The organism is Myceligenerans indicum (genome assembly GCF_016742955.1).
GTDB lineage: Bacteria > Actinomycetota > Actinomycetes > Actinomycetales > Cellulomonadaceae > Myceligenerans > Myceligenerans indicum.
Window position 1 is genome coordinate 69,438 of the sequence record NZ_JABBYC010000002.1, and the last position, 25,567, is coordinate 95,004.

26 protein-coding genes are annotated in these 25,567 nt (G+C 72.6%); 11 read left to right on the top strand and 15 right to left on the bottom strand.

Annotated elements, in window-relative coordinates; all coding sequences use genetic code 11:
- Positions 1-60: 60 nt before the first annotated feature.
- The gene (locus HGK34_RS02595) at positions 61-657 is read left to right on the top strand and encodes a TetR/AcrR family transcriptional regulator (RefSeq protein WP_201845021.1); all 597 of its coding nucleotides are present in this window, start codon (positions 61-63) and stop codon (positions 655-657) included.
- Here the strand turns inward: HGK34_RS02595 and HGK34_RS02600 are convergent.
- From HGK34_RS02600 to HGK34_RS02610, 3 genes are all read right to left on the bottom strand, one after another.
- Positions 609-2,429, bottom strand: coding sequence for a GNAT family N-acetyltransferase (locus HGK34_RS02600; RefSeq protein WP_201845022.1), 1,821 nt, complete (start codon positions 2,427-2,429; stop codon positions 609-611). The genes HGK34_RS02595 and HGK34_RS02600 overlap by 49 nt on opposite strands.
- Positions 2,430-2,567: 138 nt before the next feature.
- Positions 2,568-3,134: a dihydrofolate reductase family protein gene (locus HGK34_RS02605; protein WP_201845023.1), complete on the bottom strand. Its 567-nt coding sequence runs from the start codon at positions 3,132-3,134 to the stop codon at positions 2,568-2,570.
- Between the two features lie 72 nt (positions 3,135-3,206).
- Positions 3,207-3,767 carry a TetR/AcrR family transcriptional regulator gene (locus tag HGK34_RS02610; RefSeq protein WP_201845024.1) on the bottom strand — a complete coding sequence of 187 codons (561 nt, stop codon included), beginning with the start codon at positions 3,765-3,767 and terminating at the stop codon, positions 3,207-3,209.
- Positions 3,768-3,896: 129 nt separating this feature from the next.
- On the opposite strand from HGK34_RS02610, the gene HGK34_RS02615 reads away from it, so the two are divergent.
- Complete coding sequence (locus HGK34_RS02615) at positions 3,897-4,739, top strand: alpha/beta fold hydrolase (protein WP_201845025.1); 843 nt, start codon at positions 3,897-3,899, stop codon at positions 4,737-4,739.
- Positions 4,740-4,948: 209 nt separating this feature from the next.
- Here HGK34_RS02615 and HGK34_RS02620 read toward each other — a convergent pair whose 3' ends face one another.
- On the bottom strand, positions 4,949-5,857 hold the full coding sequence (locus HGK34_RS02620; protein ID WP_201845026.1) for a M15 family metallopeptidase: 909 nt from the start codon (positions 5,855-5,857) through the stop codon (positions 4,949-4,951).
- Positions 5,858-5,906: 49 nt separating this feature from the next.
- On the opposite strand from HGK34_RS02620, the gene HGK34_RS02625 reads away from it, so the two are divergent.
- Together HGK34_RS02625 and HGK34_RS02630 are read left to right on the top strand one after the other, a co-directional pair.
- Positions 5,907-6,467 carry an RNA polymerase sigma factor gene (locus tag HGK34_RS02625; RefSeq protein ID WP_201845027.1) on the top strand — a complete coding sequence of 187 codons (561 nt, stop codon included), beginning with the start codon at positions 5,907-5,909 and terminating at the stop codon, positions 6,465-6,467.
- 1 nt (position 6,468) lies between these two features.
- Positions 6,469-7,326 (top strand): hypothetical protein, encoded by an 858-nt coding sequence (locus HGK34_RS02630; RefSeq protein ID WP_201845028.1) that lies wholly within the window; start codon positions 6,469-6,471, stop codon positions 7,324-7,326.
- A gap of 46 nt (positions 7,327-7,372) precedes the next feature.
- Here the strand turns inward: HGK34_RS02630 and HGK34_RS02635 are convergent, their stop codons facing one another.
- The 3 genes from HGK34_RS02635 to HGK34_RS02645 all read right to left on the bottom strand — a co-directional run bounded on the left by HGK34_RS02635 (position 7,373) and on the right by HGK34_RS02645 (position 11,708).
- Complete coding sequence (locus HGK34_RS02635) at positions 7,373-8,755, bottom strand: L-serine ammonia-lyase (protein WP_201845029.1); 1,383 nt, start codon at positions 8,753-8,755, stop codon at positions 7,373-7,375.
- Complete coding sequence (locus HGK34_RS02640) at positions 8,752-10,206, bottom strand: MFS transporter (RefSeq protein ID WP_201845030.1); 1,455 nt, start codon at positions 10,204-10,206, stop codon at positions 8,752-8,754. The genes HGK34_RS02635 and HGK34_RS02640 overlap by 4 nt, the downstream gene beginning before the upstream one ends.
- A 74-nt stretch (positions 10,207-10,280) precedes the next feature.
- Positions 10,281-11,708, bottom strand: a complete 1,428-nt coding sequence (locus tag HGK34_RS02645; RefSeq protein WP_201845031.1) for an amidase — start codon at positions 11,706-11,708, stop codon at positions 10,281-10,283.
- An 83-nt stretch (positions 11,709-11,791) separates the two neighbouring features.
- On the opposite strand from HGK34_RS02645, the gene HGK34_RS02650 reads away from it, so the two are divergent.
- Entirely contained in the window at positions 11,792-12,415 is a 624-nt protein-coding gene (locus HGK34_RS02650) for a TetR/AcrR family transcriptional regulator (RefSeq protein ID WP_201845032.1), read from the top strand.
- Positions 12,412-13,275 (top strand): alpha/beta fold hydrolase, encoded by an 864-nt coding sequence (locus tag HGK34_RS02655; protein WP_201845033.1) that lies wholly within the window; start codon positions 12,412-12,414, stop codon positions 13,273-13,275. Before HGK34_RS02650 ends, HGK34_RS02655 begins: the two co-directional genes overlap by 4 nt.
- A 7-nt stretch (positions 13,276-13,282) precedes the next feature.
- Here HGK34_RS02655 and HGK34_RS02660 read toward each other — a convergent pair whose 3' ends face one another.
- On the bottom strand, positions 13,283-14,311 hold the full coding sequence (locus HGK34_RS02660; RefSeq protein WP_244666338.1) for a LacI family DNA-binding transcriptional regulator: 1,029 nt from the start codon (positions 14,309-14,311) through the stop codon (positions 13,283-13,285).
- 145 nt (positions 14,312-14,456) lie between these two features.
- Between HGK34_RS02660 and HGK34_RS02665 the strand changes: the two genes are divergently transcribed.
- Genes HGK34_RS02665 through HGK34_RS02675 form a run of 3 tightly spaced genes read left to right on the top strand, consistent with a single transcriptional unit; the run spans position 14,457 to position 17,392 of the window.
- Complete coding sequence (locus tag HGK34_RS02665; RefSeq protein WP_201845156.1) at positions 14,457-15,548, top strand: substrate-binding domain-containing protein; 1,092 nt, start codon at positions 14,457-14,459, stop codon at positions 15,546-15,548.
- Between the two features lie 6 nt (positions 15,549-15,554).
- On the top strand, positions 15,555-16,586 hold the full coding sequence (locus tag HGK34_RS02670; protein WP_201845034.1) for an ABC transporter permease: 1,032 nt from the start codon (positions 15,555-15,557) through the stop codon (positions 16,584-16,586).
- Complete coding sequence (locus HGK34_RS02675) at positions 16,583-17,392, top strand: ATP-binding cassette domain-containing protein (RefSeq protein ID WP_201845035.1); 810 nt, start codon at positions 16,583-16,585, stop codon at positions 17,390-17,392. The genes HGK34_RS02670 and HGK34_RS02675 overlap by 4 nt, the downstream gene beginning before the upstream one ends.
- An 87-nt stretch (positions 17,393-17,479) precedes the next feature.
- Here HGK34_RS02675 and HGK34_RS02680 read toward each other — a convergent pair whose 3' ends face one another.
- On the bottom strand, positions 17,480-17,815 hold the full coding sequence (locus tag HGK34_RS02680; protein ID WP_201845036.1) for a branched-chain amino acid transporter permease: 336 nt from the start codon (positions 17,813-17,815) through the stop codon (positions 17,480-17,482).
- Positions 17,808-18,539: an AzlC family ABC transporter permease gene (locus HGK34_RS02685; RefSeq protein WP_201845037.1), complete on the bottom strand. Its 732-nt coding sequence runs from the start codon at positions 18,537-18,539 to the stop codon at positions 17,808-17,810. Before HGK34_RS02685 ends, HGK34_RS02680 begins: the two co-directional genes overlap by 8 nt.
- A 64-nt stretch (positions 18,540-18,603) precedes the next feature.
- On the opposite strand from HGK34_RS02685, the gene HGK34_RS02690 reads away from it, so the two are divergent.
- Together HGK34_RS02690 and HGK34_RS02695 are read left to right on the top strand one after the other, a co-directional pair.
- Positions 18,604-19,056: an Lrp/AsnC family transcriptional regulator gene (locus tag HGK34_RS02690; RefSeq protein ID WP_201845038.1), complete on the top strand. Its 453-nt coding sequence runs from the start codon at positions 18,604-18,606 to the stop codon at positions 19,054-19,056.
- A gap of 29 nt (positions 19,057-19,085) precedes the next feature.
- Positions 19,086-19,760 (top strand): cation efflux transmembrane domain-containing protein, encoded by a 675-nt coding sequence (locus tag HGK34_RS02695; protein ID WP_201845039.1) that lies wholly within the window; start codon positions 19,086-19,088, stop codon positions 19,758-19,760.
- An 84-nt stretch (positions 19,761-19,844) separates the two neighbouring features.
- Here the strand turns inward: HGK34_RS02695 and HGK34_RS02700 are convergent, their stop codons facing one another.
- The 5 genes from HGK34_RS02700 to HGK34_RS02720 form a co-directional block, all read right to left on the bottom strand.
- Entirely contained in the window at positions 19,845-20,108 is a 264-nt protein-coding gene (locus HGK34_RS02700) for a DUF6510 family protein (protein ID WP_201845040.1), read from the bottom strand.
- Position 20,109: 1 nt separating this feature from the next.
- Positions 20,110-20,871: an FAD-binding oxidoreductase gene (locus HGK34_RS02705; RefSeq protein WP_201845041.1), complete on the bottom strand. Its 762-nt coding sequence runs from the start codon at positions 20,869-20,871 to the stop codon at positions 20,110-20,112.
- Positions 20,868-21,461 carry a molybdopterin-dependent oxidoreductase gene (locus tag HGK34_RS02710; protein ID WP_201845042.1) on the bottom strand — a complete coding sequence of 198 codons (594 nt, stop codon included), beginning with the start codon at positions 21,459-21,461 and terminating at the stop codon, positions 20,868-20,870. The genes HGK34_RS02705 and HGK34_RS02710 overlap by 4 nt, the downstream gene beginning before the upstream one ends.
- 220 nt (positions 21,462-21,681) lie before the next feature.
- Complete coding sequence (locus HGK34_RS02715) at positions 21,682-23,187, bottom strand: family 43 glycosylhydrolase (RefSeq protein ID WP_201845043.1); 1,506 nt, start codon at positions 23,185-23,187, stop codon at positions 21,682-21,684.
- Positions 23,184-25,445 (bottom strand): RICIN domain-containing protein, encoded by a 2,262-nt coding sequence (locus HGK34_RS02720; protein ID WP_201845044.1) that lies wholly within the window; start codon positions 25,443-25,445, stop codon positions 23,184-23,186. The genes HGK34_RS02715 and HGK34_RS02720 overlap by 4 nt, the downstream gene beginning before the upstream one ends.
- Between the last annotated feature and the right edge of the window lie 122 nt (positions 25,446-25,567).

A 25,567-nucleotide genomic window follows, 5' to 3' on the forward strand; every position in this document is an offset into this window, starting at 1 on the left:
TAGTCGAGCGTCGCCGCGTGCGTCAAGAGCGAACGCTCGCTTTTTGTATAGGCTGTCCGCATGCCCAGGGTCAGTTCGGAGTACCTCGCCGCCCGACGCCGCCACATCCTGGCCGCAGCAGCCAGACGCTTCGTCCGCGACGGCTTCCACCAGACGTCGATCCAGGACGTCATCGACGAGGCGGGGCTCTCCCCCGGTGGCGTGTACCGCTACTTCCGCAGCAAGGACGACATCATCGTCGCCATCTCCCTCGAGGCGATCGGCGCGGTGCAGGAGGTGGTCCAGGACGCGGTGCGCACCCACCGACCGCTTGCCGAGCTCGTGGCCGCGCTGCCACAGGCGATCGCCGAACTCGACCAGGCCGACGACCGCATGCGGCTGGCGGTGCAGGCGTGGGGCGAGGCGCTGCGCAACCCGACCCTGGGCGAGGCCATGCGGGAGGGTGCCGCCACGGTGGTCGCGGTGCTGCGCGAACGGATCCTGGTGGGACAGCAGGACGGCGACGTCGCCGCCCAGGTCGACCCCGACGCCGCGGCCCACGCCCTGCTCTCCCTGATCCAGGGCTTCATCCTGCAGCGCGCCTGGAACCCCGAGCTGTCGGCCGACGTCTACGGCTGCGGGGCCGGCGCCGTCGTCGCCGGCATGCTTGCGGCCTGACCGCGGGATCCGGCGATGGTCCGGACGATGCCGACCATGTCGAGACCACCGTCGCCGCGCCGCACCGCTTCCTCGTACAGGGCCCGGCACAGCTCGCTGAGAGGTGCCGCCGCACCGGCGTCGGCGGCGGCGTCGACGATGAGCCGCGCATTCATGTGCACGTCGGAGATCGCCGCCTGCGCGTCGAGATCACCGGAGACGAGCTTGGCGGTCTTCACACGGGAGATCGGGGACGACATCTGGCCCGCATCGAGGATGCCTCGCAGCTGGTGCGGGTCCAGCTCGTGCCTCTGCGCGAACTGGAACGCCTCGGCGAGGCCGGTCACCAGGGCGATGAGGAACACGTTGACGGCGAGCTTCATCGTGATCCCGGAGGGCACGGGCCCGCAGACCACGGCCTGCGAGCACAGGGGGTCGAGCAGCGGGACGACCCGCCGCACGACATCGGGGTCCCCGGCCACCATCGCGACCAGCCTGCCCTCCTGCGCGGGCAGCCGGGAGCCGGAGACCGGGGCCTCGACATAGTTCCCGCCGGCGTGTTCCACCTCGCGGGCGAGAGCCGTGGAGTACTCCGGGGACAGGGTTCCCGTGTTCACGATCGTGCGGGCGGCGACGAGCGCGGCCAGCCCCCCGGGCTCGCCGCGCAGGACCTGGTCGACGGCGGCCTCGTCGCGAAGCATCACCAGGACCGTCTCGCACTCGGCGAAGACGTCGGTGACACTGCCGGCCACACGGACGTCCGCGGGGAGGCCGTCCCCGGCCTGCCTGGGCGTGCGGTTCCAGACGGTCAGCGGCGTACCACCGGCAGCGAGCCGCCGGGCCATGGGAAGCCCCATGATGCCCAGGCCGATGAAGCCGACCCGGGCCGGCGCGGCTCCGGAGTCCGCGCGCAGGGACTTCTCGAACCAGTGGTGCGCGTACGGCTCGTCGTTGAACGAGGTGACCTCGCGGTACCCGGCAGCGCGATACAGGCCGATCGCCTCGGTCAGGGATCGGTTGGTCTCCAGCCGGACGGCATCGGCCCCGAGCGCGGCGGCCGCGTCCTCGGCCGCCGCGAGGAGCCGGCGCCCGATCCCCAGGCCGCGCACCTCGGGCGAGACCCAGAGCCGGCGGATCGCCGCGGGCGAGCCACCGTCCGCGGCGACACCGATGCAGCCGACGGCGCGATCGTGCAGCGTCGCCAGCAGGAACTGCCCGGAGGGCGGGCGCATCGCCTGGTCGGCGGCGGGAAGGGACAGCTCGGGCCGGAACCCGCCCTCGAACCGCTCGTCGAGCGTGCGGTAGTACGCCTCGATCGCGCGCCGCGCCTCGGCCGCGCCCGGGTCGGCCGGGGCGATCGCGACCGCCGAGGCCGTGAACAGGCGCCGCACCGTCGTGGTCGCCTCCGCGAGTTCGTCCCGCTGGCGCTCGTCGAGCGGCTCGAGGATCGACTCGACCAGGTCGTCCGAGAGCGCGTCCAGGACGGACAGCTCGGCGAGGCCCTCCGGGGTGAGCACCGCACGGCGTACGCGGCTGTCCCGCGCCGAGGCGGACACGGTGACGAGCCCCTCCTTCTCCAGGGCGCGAAGCTGTCGGCTCACGTAGCCCGAGTCAAGGCCGAGCCGCGTTCTCAGCTCACGGACCTCGACGCCGGCGGCGCCGATCTCCCACAGCAGCCTGTCGAGGCCGAGGGGCCGGTCGCGCGCGAGGTAGCGGTCTTCCAGCACACCCAGCCTCTCCGTCACGACGCGGTTGAAGGCACGAACGGTCTGGATCTGGCTCTTCGGGTTCACGATCTCTGACTATAGTCAGAAATATCTCCGGCGTAACCCCTGGAACCGGGTGAAGCAAGCACGCGCCCGACGATTCCGGCCACACGCGCGGCATCACCGAGCCGGGCATGCGGGCGGATCGGAGCCGGGTCCAGGACGTCAGCGCGTCCCGTACACGAGGCGCACCACGCCGTCGGAGAAGGTGTCGACGCCGTCCAGGATCAGGTTCAGCCGCAGGCCTTCGGGCATCGCTGCCGTCCCGCCGCCGACCGCGACCGGACTGACGAAGAGCTGCACCTCGTCCACGAGACCGGCGCGCAGTGCGTGCGCGGCGAGCCCCGCTCCCCCGATGGTGACCACGCCCTCGGTGCGCTCGACCAGTTCCCGCACCGCCGCCGGGTCGAAGGAGTGCTCGAGCCGGGTCCGAGGGGTATCGACACCTGGCAGGGTCGTGGAGTAGACGACCTTGTCGTACCCCCGCCAGATCTCCGCGTACTCCCGCTCGACGGGCGCAGCCGGCGCCTCCCCGAGCGTGTCGGTGACGTCCTGCCAGACCTTCAGCACCTCGTACATCCGGCGTCCGAGCAGCGACACGCGCGTCTCGCGCTCGAGCTCGTTGACCGCGGCGTGCACCTCCGGCGAGGGCCGCGCCCAGTCGAACACGCCGTCGGCATCGGCCGTGTAGCCGTCGAGCGAGGTGATGGCGGCATACCTGAGTGTTCCCATGCAGGACCGACGACGCCGGCAGCAGGAACTCATCGGCGCGCGGGCACCTCTGGACGCCGGTGCGCGGCGAGGTCACCGCATCGCGGCATCGATCAAGGTCTCCGCGGCAACACGCGCCTGCCGGGCGGCATCGGGCACACCGGCGATCGCCGCGGTGGTCTGGGCACCCTCGGCCAGGATCGCGAGCTGCGGTGCGAGCTGCGGCGGGGCCCCGAGCGCCTCCACCAGGCCGGCCACATAGGCCTGGAACGCCGACTTCTGCTCGCGCACGGCGCCGGCCACGGCGTCCGAGCTCGCACTCAGCTCGCCGTGCGTGTTGATGAACGCGCAGCCACGGAACTCCGGCTCCCGGAACCAGGCGTCGAGGAAGTCGAAGATGGCCAGGATCCTCTCCCGCGCCGTCGTCGCGCGCAGCGCGGCCGCCGCCAGGCCCGCGTCCCAGATCTCGGTGCGGTACCGCAGTACCGCCACGATCAGCTCGTCCTTCGAGGCGAAGAGCGAGTAGATGCGCTTGAGCGAAACCCCCGCGGCGCTGCGGACCGCATCCATGCCCACCGCCTGCACCCCGCGCGTGTAGAACAGCTCGTCCGCCGCCCGGACGACCTTCTCCCGGGCCGTCGCCTCGTCGATCATGCGCCCCTCTCCCTCATCGGTTTCCACTGTCCTGCCGCTACCGCTTGCGCGGAGAACGATCGTTCTCTACGATAGCAAACACGGGCGGAGAACGACCGTTCTCCGCCGGGAGCCTGGAAGGGAACGATCATGGGATACGTCAGCGTCGGCACCGAGAACAGCACCACGACCGAGATCTACTACGAGGACCACGGGACCGGGCAGCCGGTCGTCCTCATCCACGGCTACCCGCTGGACGGCAACAGCTGGGAGCTCCAGGCGCGCGAGCTGATCGCCGCCGGCTACCGCGTCATCACCTACGACCGCCGCGGCTTCGGCCAGTCGAGCAAGGTCGGTACGGGGTACGACTACGACACGTTCGCCGCCGACCTGAACACGCTGCTGGAGACGCTCGACCTGCGCGACGTCATCCTGGTCGGCTTCTCCATGGGCACCGGGGAGCTGGCCCGGTACGTGAAGAACCACGGCCACGAGCGCGTCGCGAAGCTCGCGTTCCTCGCCTCGCTGGAGCCGTTCCTCGTGGCGGCGGACGACAACCCGACCGGCGTGCCCCAGTCCGTGTTCGACGACATCTCCGCCGCCGCCCGGGCCGACCGGTACGCGTGGTACACGCAGTTCTTCAGCAACTTCTACAACCTCGACGAGACGCTCGGCTCGCGGATCAGCCAGGAGGCGGTCACCGCCAGCTGGAACACCGCGACGAGCAGCGCTCCGGTGGCCGCCTACGCGGTCGTTCCCACCTGGATCGAGGACTTCCGGGACGACGTCGCGGCCGTGCGCGCCTCGGGCAAGCCCGCGATGATCCTGCACGGCACCGCGGACAACATCCTCCCGATCGACGCCACCGGCCGCCCGTTCCACGAGGCGTTCCCCGAGGCGACGTACGTCGAGGTCGAGGGCGCCCCGCACGGCCTGCTGGTCACCCACGCCGCGGAGGTCAACGAGGCGCTCCTGAGCTTCGTCCGGTCCTGAGCTACCGGCACCGTCCGCGACCGGCACCGTCCGCGACCGGCAGGGCCCGCGCGCCACGAGCGCGCGGGCCCTCGCGCGGCGCGCCCGGTGGCCGCCCGCCTGCGTCCGGGCACCGGCGAGCGGACCGTAGCGGCCGGACGGGAGCCGCCGGGCACCGGCGCCCGAACCCGGCGGCAGAACCCGGCGGCGCCCTGACGACGCTTCGAGCCTCAGCGTGCGTACCCGCCGCCGGGGACGTCGAACGCCTCCTCCAGGGTGGTCGTGCCGGTGTCGCGCAGGTGGGCGGCGAGCTCCCCGCCCACCCAGCGCAGGTGCCACGGCTCCGGCGCGTAGCCCGTGGTCTCCACGTTCGAGGGCAGGTAGCGTACGAGGAACCCGTGCTCGGCGGCGTGCGCGGCGACCCAGCGCCCCTCGGGCGTCTCGGCGAAACACCCCTCGAAGTCGCACCCGGGCCTGCTGGAGCCGCCGACGTCGATCGCGAGGCCCGTCTGGTGCTCGCTGTGCCCCGGACGGGCGGACACCGCATCCGCCTCGTCCGCCCCGAGCTGCGCCACCCACGCGTCGTACACGGCCGCCTGCTTGGCATACCCGCGGTAGGCGCTGCGCAGCGTCAGGTGCACCCCGTCGGCGTCCGCGGCGTCCAGCAGCGCCGCGACATCCCCCGCGGCATCAGGCCGTACGAGGTAGCCGCGGACCGTCGTCAGGTCGGGCTCGTAGTCGAGCGGGTCGAGAGCCGTGCGCTTGTTGACCACCACCCACCTGCTCGCGGGGTCGGCGGTCGAGTGCTCGGAGAGGTCGAGGGCGCCGGCCTGCTCCCGGCCGGCACCCCCGACGGCGCCCCCCACGGCGCCGGCGTCGTCCGCGGCCGGAGCGTCCGGGGACGACGGCGACGACGGCGACGACGGCGACGACGGCGCGAGGGTCCCGTCCTGTCCCGGCGGGTCACCGCCGGCAGCCCTGGCCGTGGCGTCGGTACAGCCGCCCAGGAGCAGCGTCGCGGCGAGCGCCGCGACCGCAGGGCCGGTCTGTCGGGTACGGGTGAGGAAGGCGATCACGTCTGCGGCAGTGTGCGTCCCGGGGAGGCCGATGACAGCGACGAGCTGTGACGTGGGCGACATCAGGGACGTGTCATGAGCAGGTCGCCGCCGGACACTCTGGGGCAGAACCATGTATCCCGCCATCCCGGAGCCCGTCCTGGCCACGAACACCGGGGCGTGGCGTGTCGGCCCCGTTCCGCTCACGCCCGCCGACACCGAGGAACTCTTCGCCGCGCACGCGCACGGCGTCTACCGCTATGCCCGCGCGCGGCTTCCCGTCGCCGAGGCGGAGGACGTCGTGGCCGAGGTCTTCGCCATCGCGTGGCGCAAGGGTGAGCTGCCGGACAACCCACGAGCGTGGCTGTTGAGCGTGGCTCGCCGCGTGATGGCGAACCAGCTGCGCGCACAGCACCGCCGGACGGCCCTGGCCGAGCGGGCGCGCACCCATCCGTCACCTCCCGGGCACGACGACACCCGCCTGGTCGGTGAGCTCGACGAGCTGCGCCGGGCGCTGGACCTGCTGCGGCCTGCGGACCGTGAGGTGATCGCGCTGCTCGCGGCCGCGGAGCTGTCGACGGCGGAGGTCGCCCGGGTCCTCGGCTGCTCGACGGCGACGGCGGCCACCCGGGTGCACCGGGCACGGCGGCGCCTGCGCGCCGCGTACGGACGGCTGAACGAGGAGGGATCCTGACATGGACCAGGACGCACTGACCCGGGCCCGCCTCGCCCTGCGCGGCGTCGATCCGGAGATCGACCTGGCGCGGGTGTTCGCCGAGTCGCGGACGCGCACACCTGCCGCGGACCTGCGCGAGGACTCCCCGCCGCAGGCTCCGGTCGAGATCGTGCTGCGAGGTGGCGGACAGGAGGCCCGTGCCGACCGCTCCGGCACGCGTATCTGGCGCGTCCTCGGCTGGAGCGCCGGGGCCGCGGCCGCCACCGCACTGGTGGTGGGCCTCGCCGTGGACGCGGCCTGCCCGCCCGCCCCGGACGTCGTTCCCGGGTCGCCCTCGGCCACGAGCCGGTCGGGCGCCTCGTCCGAGGCGCCGCCTGCCGGGCTCACGACGGGTGAGGTGCTCAGCCGCGCAGCGAAGGCGACGTCCGGCACGGGGTGCACCGTGCAGACCCGGTCCACGCTGGACGGCGAGTCGCTGCTGCGGTCCGACGAGGCCGGGCCGTCCACGGTGAGTGCTCCGAAGAACGCGCTGGACGAGCATCCCCTGGCCGTGCTGCAGAAGGTGTCGGTCCGGGCCGTGTTCGACCTGCCGATGCTCGATGCCGCGGACAGCCACCTCGACGGCCTCCTCATGGACGAGCTCGACGGACGGCCCGTCCTGCGCGTCCGGATCACGCCCACGGCTCCGTCGCCGGCGGGAGGCGACGTGACGCGGCTCGACCTGCTGATCGACCCGGATACCTGGCTGCCCCGCCGGGCCGAGGTATCGGCCGGCTCGGCCCAGGCCGACTACCTGGTCCGGAGCGACTTCGCCTGGACGGGATGCACCGTCCCGGATCCGGCCGTGCCCCACGATGCCGCCACGGCCCGGCCCTGACCGCGCGGCGGCGCCTCACGGCGTGGCGCTCCCGCGAGAGCTGCGCTCAGCACTCCACGACGTTGACGACGAGACCTCCCTGGCTCGTCTCCTTGTACTTCGCCGACATGTCCGCCCCGGTCTGGCGCATCGTCTCGATCACGGTGTCGAGCGACACGCGATGCGTCCCGTCTCCGCGCAGGGCGAGCTGGGCCGCGGTCGCCGCCGTGGAGGCCGCGACCGCGTTGCGCTCGATGCAGGGGATCTGCACGAGCCCGCCGACGGGATCGCAGGTGAGCCCCAGATGGTGCTCCATCGCGATCTCGGCCGCGTTCTCCACCTGCGCGGGACTGCCGCCCATGACCGCGGTGAGGCCTCCGGCGGCCATCGCGCAGGCGCTTCCGACCTCCGCCTGGCATCCGCCCTCCGCGCCCGAGATCGAGGCGTTCGCCTTGATCAGCGACCCCAGTGCGGTCGCGGTGAGCAGGAAGGTCCGCAGGCCGTCGCGAGGGTCGGCGTCGGCGCACACGAGGTCCGCCCAGTACCGGGCCACGGCGGGCAGGACGCCGGCGGCACCGTTCGTGGGTGCGGTGACGACCCTGCCTCCGGACGCGTTCTCCTCGTTCACGGCCAGAGCGAAGGTTCCGAGCCACTCGCCGGGGAGCGCCGCGGCGGACGCACCGCTCGTGAGCTCGCCGTGCATCGCGGCCGCGCGCCGCGCGACCCCGAGCGGGCCGGGCAGCACCCCTCGAGCGCTCAGTCCCGCGTCGATGCACTCGTTCATGGTCCGCCACAGCTCGTCGAGCCCGGCGTCGACGGCGCCGCGCGGCCGCCGCGCCTCCTCGTTGGCCCGGGCGATCTCGGCGATCGACAGCCCGTGTCGCGTGCAGTGCTCGAGCAGAGCGCTCGCACTGGCGAACTCGAAGGGATCGGCGGGCGACGTGGCGGCCTCCTCACGCTCACCCTCGCGCCGGATGAAGCCTCCGCCGATCGAGTAGTAGGTCTCGGTCGCGAGAGCCGCCCCGGAGCCGTCGAGCGCGACGAACGTCATGGCGTTGGGATGCCCGGGGAGGCGGGTGCCGGGCTCCAACGTGATGTCCTTCCTGGCGAAGGCGACGGGATGCCGGCCCGCGAGCGCGAGCTCCGTCCCTTCCGGCCAGTGCTGCCAGGCGTCGCGCACCGCGTCCGGATCGACGGTCTCGGGAGACGATCCCCGGAGTCCGGCGACGACCGCGTCAGGAGTCCCGTGGCCGACTCCGGTGGAGGCGAGCGAACCGAACAGCCGGCACCGGACGCCGGCGACCCGTGCCAGCAGGCCGGCGTCCGCGACGCGGTCGGTGAAGCTCCGCGCGGCGCGCATGGGACCGACGGTGTGCGAGCTCGAGGGGCCCACCCCGACGGAGAACAGCTCGAACACGGAGACGTACGCCGACGGGCGCCGCGCGGTCATGCCCGCACCGCCGTCGGCGCGTTCCGGTGGGCGTCCTTCGGCAGCAGCATCGCCGTCGCGGCCCCGCCGAGGGCGATGCACATCACCAGCAGGTAGGCGACGCGGAACCCTTCGGTGCCCGGCATGCCGGACCCGGTGGGATCGCTCGCCGGGACGATGGAGGCGACCACCTGGGTTGCGAGTGCCCCGCCGACGGCACGGCCGATCGTCACGAACGCGGTGGCCACGCCGACCTCGTGCTCGGGCGTGCCGGTCGCGGCCGCGGAGAAGGCGACGGTCGACGCCGATCCCGCACCGACGCCGGCGCACACCAGTGCCCACACGATCGCGGCCGGGGCCGGAGAAACGGCGGCGACGAGCGCCCCGGTGGCCAGGACGAGCATCCCCGCCACGCCCACCGCCCGGACGCCGAGGCGTGCGGCGGCGCGGCCCGCGAGCGGGGACGCGACGAACCCGGCGCCGAAGGCGGCCGCCAGGAAGAAGCCCGTCTGCGTGGCGCCCGCGCCGAGTCCGGACTCCTCGACGGACCGTGAGATCTGCTGGGGTACGAGAAACACCAGGGAGGCATACCCGGCGCCGATTCCGACGCCGACGGCCACGGAGCCGCCCACGGCACGCGATCTGAGGGTGTCGAGGTCGATCATGGGTTGCGCGACGCGGCGTTCGACGAGCACCCAGCCGGAGACGAGCGCGCCGGCAACGACGAACAGCGCGAGAGTCGCGGGCGCGAGCCACCCCGCGGACGACGTGCTCGCCAACCAGGCGACGGTGGCCAGGAGCGCGAGCGCGAGGGTGCTCGCTCCTGCCCAGTCGACGCGGGTCGGACCCTCCGGCTCGCGCGTACCCAGCCGCACGCGGGAGGCGAAGAACACCACCGAGCCGACGACGACGACCGCCGTCGGGATCCCGAAGAGCACCGTCCGCGACGTCGCCTCGATGATCGGTCCGGCGACCAGCACGCCGAGGCCGGCACCGGCGACCGTGAGTGCGACCAGGCCGCCGCTCGCCGTCTTGATCCCCTCGTCCGAGTACAGGCCTCGCACCACGACGAAGGCGGCCGGCAGCACGCCGAGTGCGAAGCCCTGGAGCGCCTGGCCGAGGACGAACAGCGGGAAGCCGGGTGCGAGGGCGCTGACGAGGCCGCCCGCCGTGACGATGCTCACGAGCACCGCCAGGGTCCGCCGGGCACCGTGGACGTCGGCGAACCGCCCGGCGAGCGGCGTGACGACAACGGTCACGAGGGGCGGCGCGACCTGCGCGAGGGCGCCGGTCGCGGCGTCGACCCCGAACGCTCGTTGTAGGTGCGGCAGGGCAGGCAGGAGGAAGCTCTCCAGCGCCGCACCGGCGAGCACGACCAGGGCGAGCCCGGTGACGGCGGTGCGCCGGCCGCGGGCGGCGAGCGGTGCGGCACCGGGTGCGGCATCGGGTGCGGCATCGGTCGGTGGCGTCATACGGTGATCCTTCGTTCGGTGTGGTTCCGCCGGTGCGTTCCGGCGTGGTCCACGGCGTCCGGGCGCGGGCGCCGTCACGGGGTGCGGTCCCGCCACGGACGCTCGTTCTCCAGGACGCCGGCCACGGCGAGCAGCAGATCGTCACGCCCCCATGTGGCGGTGAGCATGACGCCGAGCGGGACGCCGTCGTCGGTCCAGCCGAGCGGGAGGCTGATCGCGGGGAAGCCCGTGGCGTTCGCGATGATCGTGTTGCCCGTGAACCGGGTCATTGCCTCCAGCTCGGCGGCGGGGTCCGCGTCGTTCCGGAGCGCTCCGACGGGGACGGGTGGCTGGGTGACGGTCGGGGCGATGACGATGTCGGCGTCCCCGAAGCGTTCCGCCCAGGCCGCGGCACGGGCCTGAACCGTGAGGATCGAGGCCGCCAGCTCCCCGGAGTCCGTGGCCCGGGCCCGTTCTCGCAGATGGCGCACGATCGGCCGCAGCCGGTGCTCGGCCTCGTCGCCCCCGGGCAGCGGCTTGGCCGCCGCGAGAGCGCCGAACATGCGCGAGAAGCCCGAGACGAGATCCTCGTCGACGGGCTGGGTCCGGTGGTGGACGCGGTGGCCGAGCCCCGCGAGGGCGCGTCCTGCGTCCGCACAGGCGCGCGTGATCCGCTCGTCCACCTCACCCCCGGAGATCGATCCTTCCGCGACCACCACCACGAGACGTTCGGCCCGCTCGTCGCACGCCCCGAGGAAGCCGCCGCGGCGAGCGGGATGGACCGTGCCCACGGGTGCTGCCACGGCCATCGCGTCGAGCAGCGCCGCCGCGTCACGGACTGTGCGGGCGAGCGGCCCCTTGGTGGTCAGGCCGAGGCCGTCCGCGCCGATGAGCCCGCCGGTCAGCAGGCCGCGGCTCGGTTTGAGGCCGACGACGCCGCAGGCGCCGGCCGGCGACCGCAGCGATCCGGCCGTGTCGCTGCCCTGGCTGACCGGCACGATCCCGGCGGCGACGGCGACGGCCGCTCCGCCGCTGGAGCCCGCGGCGGAAAGGGCGGGCGCGTACGGGCTCCGGCTCGGCGCGGAGACCTCGGGCTCCGTGTAGCAGGCGGCACCGAGCTCCGGGACGGTCGTCTTCCCGACGGAGACGAGACCGGCCGAGCGCAGCGTCGCCACGATGGTGTCGTCCACCGCGGGGATCCAGTCGGCGAAGAGCGCGGAGCCCATGGTGGTACGGATCCCGCGCGTGGGCTCGAGGTCCTTGATCGCCGTCGGCACGCCGGCGAGCGGGCCGGCCGTCCCGTCGTCGATCGCACGTTGCGCGGCCGCCGCCGCGGCGAGCGCCTGCTCGGGATTCAGCGTCGTGAAGGCGCCGAGGGTGTCTGCCGAGGCGCGGTCGAGGGCTTGGGCGACGACCTCGACGACCCCGAGCTCGCGTCGCTCGAAGGCAGCGCGCAGCTCGAGTGCCGTGAGGTCGCGGGGTGCGGGGTCACGGGGTGCGGGGTCGTGAGGTGCGGGCTTCACCGGGGTCCGATCTCTGCGGGTTCGCAACGCGGCGGACTCCTGCCGCGCTGGTAATTCGTTACACGTAACGATATAGTCCAGGGATGGTAGCGCACCCCACGGGCAGGACAAGAGCGGGGCGGAAATCCTCCGTCGACCACGACCGGCTGCTCCAGGCAGCCACGACCATCGCCGACGACCACGGACTCGACGCCGTCACCTTTCGCGCCCTCGCCGACCGGCTCGGCGTCTCCCCCATGGCCGTGCACCGGGCCAGCGGTGGCATCGACGCCCTGCGTCACGCGATGATCGCGGAGCTCGTGGAGGACGCCGTCGCCGGGCTGGAGTGGCCGCGGGACTGGCAGGGCGTCGTGTCGGTGTTCGCGCACGGCCTGCGGGACCTGCTGCTGCGGCACCCGCTCGTCCTCGAGGCGCACCGGCAGGCGTCGCTCGACGCCCCTGGCGCCGACGACGCGGCCCACCACGTCGTCGAGGCCCTCGCCTCCGCCGGCCTCGACCCGGAGACCGCCGCGTACGGCTACGCAGCGGTGCACGACTTCGTCACCGGGCACATCGCCATCCGGCTCGGCCGCGGCGAGCTCGAACTGCTGGCCGCGCCCGCGGCCCGCCGCGACGCGTCGGTCTTCATCGACCACCACGACTACGACCGCCGCTTCGAGGTGGGCCTCCGCCTGCTGATCGCCGGCATCGAGGCGACGGCCGGATGACCGCCCAGCCCGCCACGCGCTCGCTCACCGCACCGCACGGGCGGACGATCACCTGGTGCGAGTTCGGCGACCCGCAGGGGATCCCGGTGCTCGCAGCCCACGGGTCACCCGGTTCACGGCTCCAGCTCATGCCGCTGCACGACGCCGCCCGTGACGCCGGCGTGCGGGTCGTCGTCCCTGACCGGCCCGGCTTCGGCGGCACGTCGACGGCACCGGACCACGGCTTCCACTCCTGGGACGACGATGCGATCACGCTGCTCGACGCGCTCGGGATCACGCGCGTGACCCTCCTGGGGTTCTCCGGCGGCGGCGGATACGCCCTGGCGCTCGCCTCCCGCCGGCCCGCACGCGTCGCGCGTGTCGTGCTCGTGTGCGGCATGGTGCCCGGCGCACCGGCAGCCGCGCTGTCCGGCCGGATCGGCGTCGTCACGCTGCTGTACCGCGTCAGCCGCTGGGCCCCGGCACTCGCCGCCGCGATGCTGGAAGGGCGCGGCCCGTTCGCCCGCGTCCGCGAGGCGAACCTCTCCGCGTGGCCCGAGGCGGACCGCATCATCATGACGGACCCGGACGCGAGGAAGCTCACCGCGGCCGACGCCGAGGCAGGCCTCGCCCAGGGTGCCCGGGCAGGCATCGAGGACCTCGGCCGCTACCACCGGCCCCTCCCCTCCGGACTCGGCGCCGTCCGGCAGCCCGTCACCCTGGTGCACGGCACCGCGGACGGCAACGTCCCGATCGGCGTGGCCCGCTGGGCAGCGTCCCGGCTGCCGTCGGCGACCCTGGTCGAGATCGCCGGCGCCGGGCACTACTTCGCCGTGACGTCCCCGAGGACGGTCGTCACCGCGCTCCTGCCCGAGACCTGAGCCCGCCTCACGCCCCGGGGCAGGGGATCTCGCCCGAACCGCGGACCACGAGCTGGGTGGGGACGACGATCCGGCGCGCGGGGCTCACGTCGCCGTCGATCCTCGCGAAGACGCGTTCGGCCGCGAGCCTGCCGACCCGGTCGGGATCCTGCGCGATCGCGGACACCCGCGGCTTGACGAGATCGCCCGCCTCGACGTCGTCGAATCCCACCAGCGCGATGTCGTACTCGAGACCCAGCTGCTGCAGCGCCCGGATCGCTCCCAGCGTGACCAGGTTCTGGCTGGAGAAGATGGCCGTGGGCGGGTTCGGCAGAGCGAGCAGGTGCCGGGTCACCGCGGTGGCGCTCGCGTCGTCGTGCAGGTCGAGCACGACCAGCGCGGGGTCCGGCGCGATCCCGGCGGACGCCAGTTCGTCGAGGTAGCCCGCTCGCCGGTGGCGGGCGGTCAGTATGCGCTCGAGGTCGCCGAGGAACGCGATTCGCCGGTGCCCGTGTGCGACCAGGTGGCGCACCGCATCACGGGCACCGTCGTAGTTGGAGGTGACGACGCTGTCGACGTCGATCCCGGCCGGTTCGCGGTCGATGCAGACCAGCGGGGTACCGCGGTCCAGGTGCACCCGCAGGTAGGACTGGTCGTCCTGGACGGGCGTCACCACGTAGCCGTCGACCCGCCGCCGCGAGAGCGCCGCGATCGCCCGCCGCTCGGCCGCCGGGTCCTCCTCGAGGCTGGTCGCGAAGACGGCGTAGTCCCGCTCGGCGGCCACGCGTTCGATCGCACGGTGCACGTGCGCGGCGAACGGGTTCGCCACGCTGGAGACCAGCAGGCCGATCGTGTGGGACCGCCCGTCGGCGCGCCGGAGGTTCCCGGCGTGCATGTCGGGCTCGTAGTGCAGTTCGGCAGCGGCCCGCCGCACCCTCTCGGTGGTCCCGGCGGCGACGTTGGGCTCGCCGTTGACCACCCGCGAGACGGTCTTGATGCCGACGCCCGCGAGCTGCGCGACGTCGCGCATGGTGGGACGGCGGGCAGTCGGGGGCATGGAAGTGTCGTCTGACATCGATGTCACGAAAACGTCTCTCCTCGGTCTCGTCGGTTGACCCTATCGCGTCATCCAGGGTAGACATTGTCCTGACAACGTTGTCGGGCGTGAAGCCCCTGGACATAGGAGTTCGACGATGACCCTCATGATCTCGAAGACCGGAAACGGACGCCGGTGGCGGCGCGGCGCGGCGCTGACAGGCACCCTCACGGTCGCGGCCCTCGCCCTGGCGGCGTGCGGCGGCGGGAGCGGCAGCACCGACGGCGACGCCGTCGGCGTCTCCCTGATCGTCAAGACCACCACCAACCCGTTCTTCGTCGCCATGCAGGACGGCGCCGAGGAAGCCGCCGCGAAGCACGGCGTCTCGCTCACCATGGCCGCCGGCCGCGAGGACGGGGACGAGGACACCCAGATCCAGGCGATCGAGAACTCGATCGCCCGCGGTGACGCGGGCATCCTCATCACGCCGAACGGCCCCTCCGTCGTCGACGCGATCGCCTCGGCGCGGGACGCCGGACTGTACGTGATCGCCCTCGACACGCCGCCCGACCCGGCCGACGCCGTGGACATCACGTTCGCCACGGACAACCGGCTGGCAGGGCAGAAGATCGGCCAGTGGACGGCGGGGGCGCTCGACGGCGAGAAGGCCACGATCGCCATGCTGGACCTGTTCGCCGACAAGATCGTCACCGTCGACGTCGACCGCGACCAGGGCTTCCTGGAGGGGCTGGGGGTCGACGTCGCCGACCCGGGCGCCAACGGCGACGAGGCGGCCACCGGCGACTACTCGGGCGGCACGTACGAGATCGTGGGCCACGAGGCCACCGACGGGGCCGAGGACGGCGGCCGCACCGCGATGGAGAACCTGCTCGCGAAGAACCCCGACATCAATGTCGTGTACACGATCAACGAGCCCGCGGCCTACGGCGCCTTCCAGGCGCTCGAGGCGGCGGGAAAGACCGCGGACGACGTCCTGGTCGTGTCGGTCGACGGCGGCTGCGCGGGTGTGCAGAACGTCAGCGACGGCGTCATCGACGCCACGAGCCAGCAGTACCCGGTGAAGATGGCCGAGCTCGGCGTCGAGGCCATCGCACAGCTCGCCGCCGACGGCACCGCGCCGGAGACGACCGAGGGGCTGGACTTCTTCAACACCGGCGTCGAACTGGTCACCGACGAGCCCGTCGACGGGGTCGAGTCGATCGACGCGGCCGGTGCCGCCGACATCTGCTGGGGCTGATCGCCGATGAGCGCAACCACCACCGCGCCCCAGGCCGACCCGGCGGCGGAGTTCCTCGACCGGCGCGGCCCGCTCGAGCGCGCCCGTGGCGTGCTGCACCGCTATCCCGCCCTGAGCCCGGCGATCGTCCTCGTCCTGTCCGTCATCGTGTTCGGGCTCCTCAACGAGCGCTTCCTGGCACCGGCGAACCTGTCGCTGATCACGCAGCAGGTCGCGGTGGTGGGAACGCTCGCGGTGGCACAGACCCTCATCATCCTCACCGCGGGTATCGACCTGTCGGTGGGGTCGGTCATGGTCCTCGCCTCGATGGTGATGGCCCAGCTCGCGAGCAGTGCCGGAGTGCCGCCGGCACTCGCCCTGCTCCTCGGGCTCGTCGTCGGGATGGCCTGCGGCGGCCTGAACGGGTTCCTGGTGACCCGGTTCAGGCTGCCGCCGTTCATCGCGACACTCGGCACGTTCAACGTCTTCACCGCACTGGCGCTGCTGTACTCGCACGGGGCCACGGTCCGCGGCGGCGACATGCCTGCCGCGCTCACCTGGACGGGCAGCACGTTCTCGCTGGGCGGAGTGCGCGTCTCCACGGGCGTGCTCCTGATGCTCGCCGCCTACCTCGCCGTGGCGTTCGCCCTGTCCCGCACCGCCTGGGGCAAGCACGTCTACGCCGTCGGCGACGACAAGGAAGCCGCCAGGCTGTCCGGGATCAGCGTCAACCGCGTGCTGGTGAGCGTCTACCTCACCGCCGGGGCGATCCTCGCCCTGGCGTCGTGGATCCAGATCGGGCGGGCCAACGCCGCGAGCCCGAACGTGGGCGTGGACATGAACCTGGACTCGATCACCGCTGTCGTGATCGGCGGCACGAGCCTGTTCGGCGGGCGCGGCACGGTCTGGGGGACGCTGCTCGGCGCGCTGATCGTCGGGGTCTTCCGCAACGGGCTGTCCCTCGCGGGGCTCGACGTGCTCTATCAGACCCTGGCCGTGGGCATCCTCGTGATCGTCGCGGTCTCGCTCGACCAGTGGATCAGGAAGGTGCGCAAGTGACCACCACCGACACCCCCTCCACGGAGGACCGCCCGGCCGCCGCCCCCGACACGACCCCGGTCCTGCGGGCACGCGGGCTGGTCAAGACGTACGGCCACGTCGTCGGGCTCGACGGCGTCGACCTCGACCTGTTCCCCGGCGAGGTCCTCGCGATCATCGGCGACAACGGCGCCGGCAAGTCGACGTTGATCAAGTGCCTCACCGGGGCGGAGATCCCGGACCAGGGCGAGATCCTGCTCGACGGCGAACGCGTCCACTTCAGGCGTCCGCAGGACGCGCGCGCCGCCGGGATCGAGACCGTCTACCAGACGCTCGCGGTCGCGCCGTCGCTGGACATCGCCTCGAACCTGTACCTCGGCCGCGAGGTGCGGCGCCCGGGCCCCCTCGGGTCCGTGCTGCGCCTCACCGACCGGGCCGGGATGCGTGAGGCAGCCAGGCGCCACCTCACGGACCTCGGCATCTCGACGCTGCAGGACGTCACCGTGCCCGTGGAGAATCTCTCCGGAGGCCAGCGGCAGGCCGTCGCGGTCGCCCGGGCCGCGGCGTTCGGCTCCAAGGTGGTCGTCCTGGACGAGCCGACGGCGGCGCTCGGCGTGCGGGAGTCCGGCCAGGTCCTCCAGCTCGTGAGAACCCTGCGCGACAAGGGCGTGCCGGTGATCATCATCAGCCACAACATGCCGCACGTGTTCGAGATCGCCGACCGGATCCACGTCCAGCGCCTCGGCCGGCGCGCCGCGACGATCACGCCCCGGTCGCACACCATGACCGAGGCCGTCGCCCTCATGACCGGGGCCGCCGAGGCGTGAGCGGTCCGGAGCGCCGAGGCCGCGCGCGGACTCCCACCGCGCGCGGCCCCGGCGGCCCGTCCGCCCCGCGGCCCGGCGCCCGAGGTGTCAGGTCCGGGCCACGAGAAGGGACTGGAGGACCACGTTGACGACCGTGCCCGCGAAGATGCTGAGCAGGAGGTTCCGCCGCCAGAGGTGCAGGCCGACGGTGACCGCCAGCGCGAGACAGGTGGGCCCCAGGCTCCGCCAGTCCTCGGCGACGACGCCGTGCACGGTGTAGACGGCCAGGATGAGCATGATGCCCACGGGCATCCGCTCGCCCAGGTACGTCACGAGCACGCTGTCGCGCAACGGCGCGAGGAGCGCGAACGGGACGGCGCGCAGGGCCCAGGTGACGGCACCCGCGACGAGGATACCGGTCAGGAGGTACCGGGGGTCAGCCACGTGACGCCCTCCGCCGCCCGGCCAGGCCGTAGGAGGCGAGCAGGGCGACGACGAACAGGCTCATCCCGATGAGCAGCATGTTCGCGGGTGAGATCAACAGTCCCGCGAGAGCGCAGACCAGGCCGAGGATCGGCAGCGGGATCGATGCGCGGACCCGGTACGCCTCGATCGTCAGGACCGCGAACAGGGCCGTGACGGCGAACTCCAGGCCGACCACCCAGGGCGGGATCAGCGCCCCGAGACCGGCGCCGAGCGTGACGCTCGCCACCCAGGACACCTGGATCGTGGCCTGAACGGTGAGGATCCGGGCCCGGCTCCACCCTTCGGACTCGGCGGGTGCGGTCAGCGCGTAGGCCTCGTCGGTCAGGGCGAACGTGCTGTACGCCTTCCAGCCGTAGCCACCGACCCGGTGCAGCGGGAACGAGAGGGCGTAGAAGACGTGCCGGAAGTTGACCAGCAGCGCGGTCACGGCGATCTGCGCGAACGGCGCGGCCGCGGCCAGCAGGCCGACCATGAGGAATTCCAGCGAGCCGGCGAGGATCAGTGCCGCGATGGCCGGCGCCCACCACCAGTCCAGCCCGGAGTGGACCACGAGGACCCCGAGGGCGAGGCCCAGCGGCATGAGCGCGGTGCTCGCCAGCAGTCCCGTCCGCCGGCCTGCGGCCACCTCGGCCGGCCTTCCGGACGCGGCGGAATCGGTGACGACGGCGGCGGGCTCTGGCATGTCGGCAACATTACCGAGATCCATCCCCGCTCCGATTGCGGATCGATGCGCCTAGAATGCCTTCGTGAGCAACGAAACTCGTCTCGATGATCTGGATCATGCGATCATTGCCGAACTCGAGGACGACGCGCGGCTGAGCAACACCGAACTCGCGCGCCGCGTCGCGCTGACCCCCGCACCCTGCCTGCGCCGCGTGCAGCGCCTGGAGCGGGCGGGCGTGATCCGCGGCTACCACGCCGACATCGACCCGAAGGCCTCGGGCCGCAGCTTCGAGGTGATCGTCGCCATCGACCTGACCATCAACGACGGGCAGACCTTCGTCGACTTCGAGGCCGCCGCGTCCGCCCTTCCGGAGGTCACCGAGCTGCGGCGCATGTTCGGGCAGCCCGACTACTACCTGCGCGTCCTGGTCTCCGACCACGAGGACTACGAGGCCCACCTGCTCAACTCCCTCTCCCGGCTCCCGACGATCAGCCGCATCACCTCCCACCAGACGATGCGACGGGTCAAGGGATGACCCGGGCCCGGTCTCGAGGGAGCCGGCGCATGACCGCCGCCGTCCCCGCCCGCGTGCTGGTGCTGCGGCGGCGTATCCGCTGGGTCGTGGCCGTCACCATCACGTACAACGTCGTCGAGGCGATCGTCGCCCTGAGCGCCGGGAGCGTCGCGTCCTCGGCGGCGCTGGTCGGGTTCGGCCTGGACTCGGTCGTCGAGGTGCTGTCGGCCGCGGCGGTCGCCTGGCAGTTCGCCGCACCCGACCCGGAGGCCCGCGAGAGGACCGCACTGCGGGTCATCGCGGTCTCGTTCTTCGCCCTGGCGGCCTATGTCGCCGTGGATGCCGCACTCGCCCTGACCGGTCTGCGCGAGCCGGAGCACAGCCCCGTCGGCATCGCGCTCGCCGCCGTCAGCCTGCTCGTGATGCCGTTCCTGAGCTGGTTCGAGCGCCGTACCGGCCGCGAGCTCGGCTCGGCCAGCGCGGTCGCCGACTCCCGGCAGACCCTGATCTGCTCCTACCTGTCCGCCGCGCTGCTCGCGGGCCTCCTGCTCAACAGCCTGCTGGGCTGGACCTGGGCCGACTCGGTGGCCGCCCTGGTGATCGCCGGGTTCGCGGTCAAGGAGGGCGCCGAGGCCTGGCAGGGCGACTCCTGCACCGTGCCGGTCGCGGCCCTGACCGGTGAGCTGGAGCACGACCACGACGAGGACGGCCCGCAAACCCGCTGAGCGGGTACCGGCCACGGACCTACCGCGCCGCTCGCGCACGACGAACCGTGCGGACCGCCGCTCCCGGCCGGCCGGTCACCGGCGTCAGGGACGGCGACGCAGTTCGATCGTGCTCATCCCTGACAGGCTCAGGAAGACGCGGTCGCCGGCCTCCACGATCGTGGCCAGCACGTGGTCGCACGACGCGCACCGGACGACCAGACCGGGCGCGTCGGGATAGACCATGGCCTCGGCGAGCACCGACACGGCCCCACATCCGGCGCATCGCGCGGACGCGGCGGTCACGTCGCCCTGGAACACGTCCGAGAGTGCCCCCGCGAGCGCGTTGCCGTCGAGGTGAGAAGACATGTCAGAGACCTCCGAAGCGTTCGGTGCGGATGTCCGCCGCCGCGTGCCCGAGCTCCTGCAGCCAGGTCGCGATCGTCTCCACGAAGCGCGTCGAACCGCAGACGTAGAGGCGCGGCCGGTGCGAGGCCGGGATCGTGGCGGCCGCGAGCGCCCCCTTGTCGAGGCGGCCCACGGGTCCGGCCCAGCCCTCCGGGGCCGCGCGGGTGTAGACGACGTCGAGCTCGAAGGAGGGTCCGGTCAGGGCGGCGAGCTCGTCGGAGAAGAAGGCGTCCTCGGGCCGCCGGACCGAGTAGAGCAGCCGGAAGAACGTGCCGTCCCCGGTCGCGCCGTGCGCGGCCGCCATGGCATAGAGCGGGACGACGCCGGATCCGCCCGCGACGAGCTGCACGGGGCGGTCGTCCTGTCCCGGGCGCCAGACGAAGAACGCACCCAGCGGGCCGTGGACCTCGAGCTGGTCGCCGCTGCGCAGCTCCCGGGTGAGGAACGGCGACACCTCGCCGTCGGGCACCTCGTCGACGGCGAGCACCACCACTCCCCCGGGTGTCGCGGAGGCGATGGAGTACGACCTGGTCGCCTGGTACCCGTCCGGAGCGGTGAGGCGGACGTCGAGGTGGGCGCCGGCCTCGCTGCCCGGCCAGGTGGGGACGTCGAGCGTGAGGCGCACGGCCGTGGGGGTCTCGCGGCGCACGTCGGTGACTGTCGCCGCGTGCCAGGCGGCTCGCGGGCGGGCGGCGCCGGGCGGCGCCAGGGGCTGTGCGCTCACCAGTAGCGTTCTTCCTTCCACGGGTCGCCGTAGAAGTGGTAGCCGTTCTGCTCCCAGAACCCGGGTTCGTCGTCGGGCATCATCGTCAGGCCGCGGATCCACTTCGCGCTCTTCCAGAAGTACAGGTGCGGCACGAGCAGGCGGGCGGGGCCGCCGTGTTCGGGGTCGAGCGGCTCGCCGTCGGCCTCCGTGGCGATCCAAGCCTTGCCGTCCAGGAGGTCCTCCAGGGGAAGGTTGGTGGTGTAGCCGCCGTAGGAGTGCGCCATGACGAAGTCGTGCCCGGACTCGACGTTCTCGAACAGCCGGTCGAGGCTGACGCCGCGCCAGGCCATGTCGAGCCTGGTCCAGTGGGTGACGCAGTGGATGTCGACGGTGACGTCCTCCACGCCGAGCGCCAGGAGCTGGTCCCAGTTCCACCGGTGGTCGGCGCCGGTCTCGTCGCTGATGGTCAGTTCCCATTCCGCGGTGCCGACGCGGGGCGTGGGGCCGGCGCTGAGGACCGGCCAGTCGTTCACGAGGGTCTGGCCGGGTGGGAGACGCGGGTTGTCGTCCCGGCGCCGGCCGGAGAAACCGCGGGTGACGAACGACATGAGGTGACTCCGATCGACGAGCGGGCACGCGTACCCGGCCCGATCGATTGTAGGGCGCTCGCCCGCCAGGGGGAATGGACCGTTTCGGGGAGTCACGCTTCCGGCACGCCACCGTGCGCCCCCGTCCCCGGTGCTGCGTTGTTCCGGAGGTTCTGTGTGATGGGCGCCTGCCTCTCGTGCGGGCATCCGCCCCGCTCGCACGAGAGGTGGGCCGGAGGTGTCAGTCGACGATCCGGAATGTGGCGTCCTGACGGTCGAGGGCTGTGGTGATCGGGTCGATGCGGAGTTTGTAGTCGTAGTGGCGGATGTACCGGTCGGGGAAGTTGTATGACCGGAACGCGGACCACGAGGAGTCGGCGAGCCCGGAGACCTGCGCGAAGGTCGCGTCCTGCGCGAAGGTCGCCGACCCGTCGTTCGGTTCGAGCTTCAGCACGTAGTCGTAGTGCCGCAGGTAGTAGCCCGGGTAGTTCTCCGACTCGAACGAGACGTACTGCGAGCCGTCGTCGGCCAGGCCCTGGACCAGACGGAACTCGCCGTCGAGCGCCGGGCTGACGTCGGGGTCGATCCGTGCGGCGAAGTCCGCGTGCCGCACGTAGCGGTCCGGGAAGTTGTAGGACTGCAGGCGCCGCACCGGCACCGCGCCGGGGTTGCCGTTCTCCCCGGACGGGCCGGCCAGCACCGTCGAGGTCGAGACGGGGACGCCGAGGTTCGGCGTGCCGTCCGGGTTCCAGGAGATCCGCTGCGCCCGGCTGGTCCGCGTGGTGCCGCACCCGTCCGACGACGAGGAGTTGGCGTGGTAGATGATCCAGTCCTCGGTCCCGTCCGGCGAGCTGAAGAACGAGTGGTGGCCCGGCCCGTACACACCGTTGGCGTCGCTGCGCTGGAACAGCGGGGTGGGCTTCTTCGTCCACGAGCTCCTGTCCAGCGGATCCGTTCCGGTCAGTTCCAGCATGCCGATCTTGTAGTCCGGCGTCCCGCAGTAGCTGGCCGAGTAGGTCAGGAACGTGCGGCCGTCGTGGTGCAGCACGTACGGGCCTTCGTTGACCGGGTTGCCCTGTGTCTCCCACGAGTACTCGGGCTCGGAGATCAGCGTCCCGACCGACTCGGCGGTCCACGGGTTGGTCAGCCGCGTGATGTAGAGGCTCTGCTTCTCCCCGGTGGAGAAGCTGCCGTTGTTCGGGAAGGCGGAGTACACGAAGTAGTCGGTCCCGCCGACGGTCATGACGCTGCCGTCGATCGCCCAGCCGTCGTCGGGCATGAGGTCGAGCTTGCCCTTGTAGGTGTACGGGCCCATCGGGTCCGTGCCCGCGCTCTCCAGGACGTGCTGGCGCTGCCCGCCGCAGCAGGAGCTCGGCCCGGCGGAGTAGTACAGGTACCAGTGCCCGCCGCGCAGGTGCAGGCTCGGGGCCCACATGTTCGACGTCGCGTTCGGCTGCGACATCTGGAACACCTGGGTCTCGGCGGCGCTGCTCAGGCCGGCGAGCGTGGACGACCGGCGCAGGTAGATGCTGCCCGTCCACGTCGTGGCCGCGTAGTAGTAGTTGCCCTCGTAGTAGCCCAGCCACGGGTCGGCACTGTTGGGCGCGCCCACGACGGGGTTCCGGAAGGTCGAGCCGGGTGCCGCCGTGGCAGCGGGGACCGGCGTCGCGATGCCGCCCAGCACCAGTGCGGCCAGGGCGACGAGAAGCAGGGTGAGGGATCCCCGCCGACGGCGTCGTGGTGTCATGTCTGCGCTCTCCTCGTGGACGACTGGACGCGCTGCCAGGCCTGGTTGCTCCCGCCGTGACAGGTCCATTGCTGGACCTTGGCGCCGTCGGCCGTCGAGAACCCGTTCACGTCCAGGCACTTGCCGCTGTTGCGGTTGACCACCTGGACGGACCCGCCCGAGAGGTCCTGGACCTGCCACTGCTGGTTGGTTCCTCCGGTGCAGGTCCACTGCTGCACCCTGCCGCCGTCGGCGGTCGAGAACCCGTCCACGTCGAGGCACCTGCCGCTGTTGCCGTTGACGATCTGGACGTATCCGCCGGCGACCTCCTCGACCTGCCATGCCTGGTTGCTCCCGCCGTGACACGCCCACTGCTGGACCTTGGCGCCGTCGGCGGTCGAGGACCCGTCCACGTCCAGACACTTGCCGCTGTTGCCGTTGACCAGGCTTTCGGGGCGCTGCTCGACGAGCGTCCAGTCCTGGGAGCCGTCGGTCGCCGCCGACTGGAGCGTGAGCTGCGCCCCGGCGCTCGCCCCGGTCAGGTACAGGCCGGGATCGGCGGCCGCGCGCAGCCGGGTGTACCCGTCGCCCGTCGTGACGAGGTCCCAGATCCCGGACTCGGTGTCGTCCACCCATTGGCCGATCCGCTGACCGGCCGACGCCGTGCCGGTCCAGATGGCCGCCGCGCGCCCGCCGGACTTGTTGAGCAGGGTCACGGCCCCGTCGGCCTTGGTGAGCACGTGCCAGAACTGCGTGTCGCCGTCGGCCGCCGACCCCGCCGCCTCCAGGACCACGTCGGGAACGTCGCCGTTGCCGAGGTTGGCGTCGTTGCTGTGCGAGCCCGTGCCGATGACCTGGCCGGTCTTCCGGTTGACGAGCTGGTAGTACGCGCCGGCGGAGCGCCCGAGGTCGACGTCGCCGTACCGGATGACGGCGTCGGCGTTCGGGCCGCCCCAGGTGCCCTGGAGGATGTGGACGCGGCCCGTACCCTCGACGTACTGCAGCGTCCGGCTGTACCCGGCGCCCACCGTGGTCTGGTACTCCGTCCACGTGCCGGTGCTCGACCCGGTGCGGTTGACCCAGACGCTCCCGCTGCCGCTCGCGTTGTACGCGATCCGCCCGTCGGGCAGGGGGATCAGCACCGGGCTGCCGCCCGTGGCCAGCCGGTGCGAGCCGCTGCTGACCGCGAGGGTGTCGACCCCCGTCCCGTCGACGTCGCCGTCGGCGAAGAACCGCAGCGGGTCGCTCGCGGTCTTGAACCGGGTGTTCGTCCCACCGCCCCAGTACTCGAAGGTGAGCAGCCATCTGCCGTCGGACGTCGGGGCGATCGTGGTCATGCCCGGTCGGCCACCGCCGATCAGCGTCTTCCCGCCCGCGGTCGTCGTCGTGCCGGGAACGTCGACGACCGGGTCGCTCCATGGCGCGCTCGTCCCGTCCCACGTGCGGTGGGCGAGGATCTGGCCGTGCGAGTCGGTGGCGGTGTCGTTGTCCGGGTCGAGCTGCGCGACGCCGGTGGCGGGGTCGTAGCCGACGTAGTCGTTCTCGTCGGAGTAGTACACGACGAGCTGCCCGTCGCGGACCATCACGTACGGCTCCCAGACGGGGTCGACCTGGTCATAGGTGTTCGCGTCGGCGACGTTGACACCGGTGGCGCCGGCGGAGCCGCCCTGCCAGCCGCCCCGGGCGACGATGTCGAGCACGTCCCAGCTCGCGCCCTCGTCCGTACTGGCGAACAGTGCGATCGCGAGGTTCTCGCGGTCGCCGTCGTTGGTCGGCACCCAGTTCGGGTCTGCCGCCTTGTGCTCCAGGTAGTACTGGTCGTCGCCGGAGACCACACTGGCCAGCAGCAGGGTCCCGGCGCTCAGGGTCCCCACGTCCTGCGGCAGCACGTAGAGGTAGGGGCTGGTCCAGTTGCTCGTGTAGGGCGCGAACTTCGGATCGGAGGACAGGTAGGCCGGGGCGGGCACCTCGGTCAGCGCCTGCCAGGTGGTGCCGTCGTCGTCGCTGACGTGGATGGGCATCGTCTGGCCGTCGGCGCTGCCCGACGGCGCGACGGTCGACCGCTCGAAGGCCGCGACCAGGCGTCCGCTCGGGAGCTGGGCCGCCTTCGGGTACACGGCGCAGTTGCCCCGGCCCTTGAGGCACGCCTCGGACGAGGGCAGCTCGTAGAGCGTCTGCGGGGTCGGGACGTAGGCCTGGGCGGCGAGCGCCGGGATGCCCGTGAGAGCGGCCGCGACCAGGAGTGCGGTGATGGTTCTGCGTGATCTCGTTCGAGTCATGTCCCCTCCGTCGGGGTGATCGGGATCGAGTCGCCGAGGCGTGGGAGCACGCTCGGCCGGGCCGGTCGTCGCCGTCGGCGGCCGGCCCGGGGACGGCCGCCGGTGGCCGTCCCGCCGCGGGG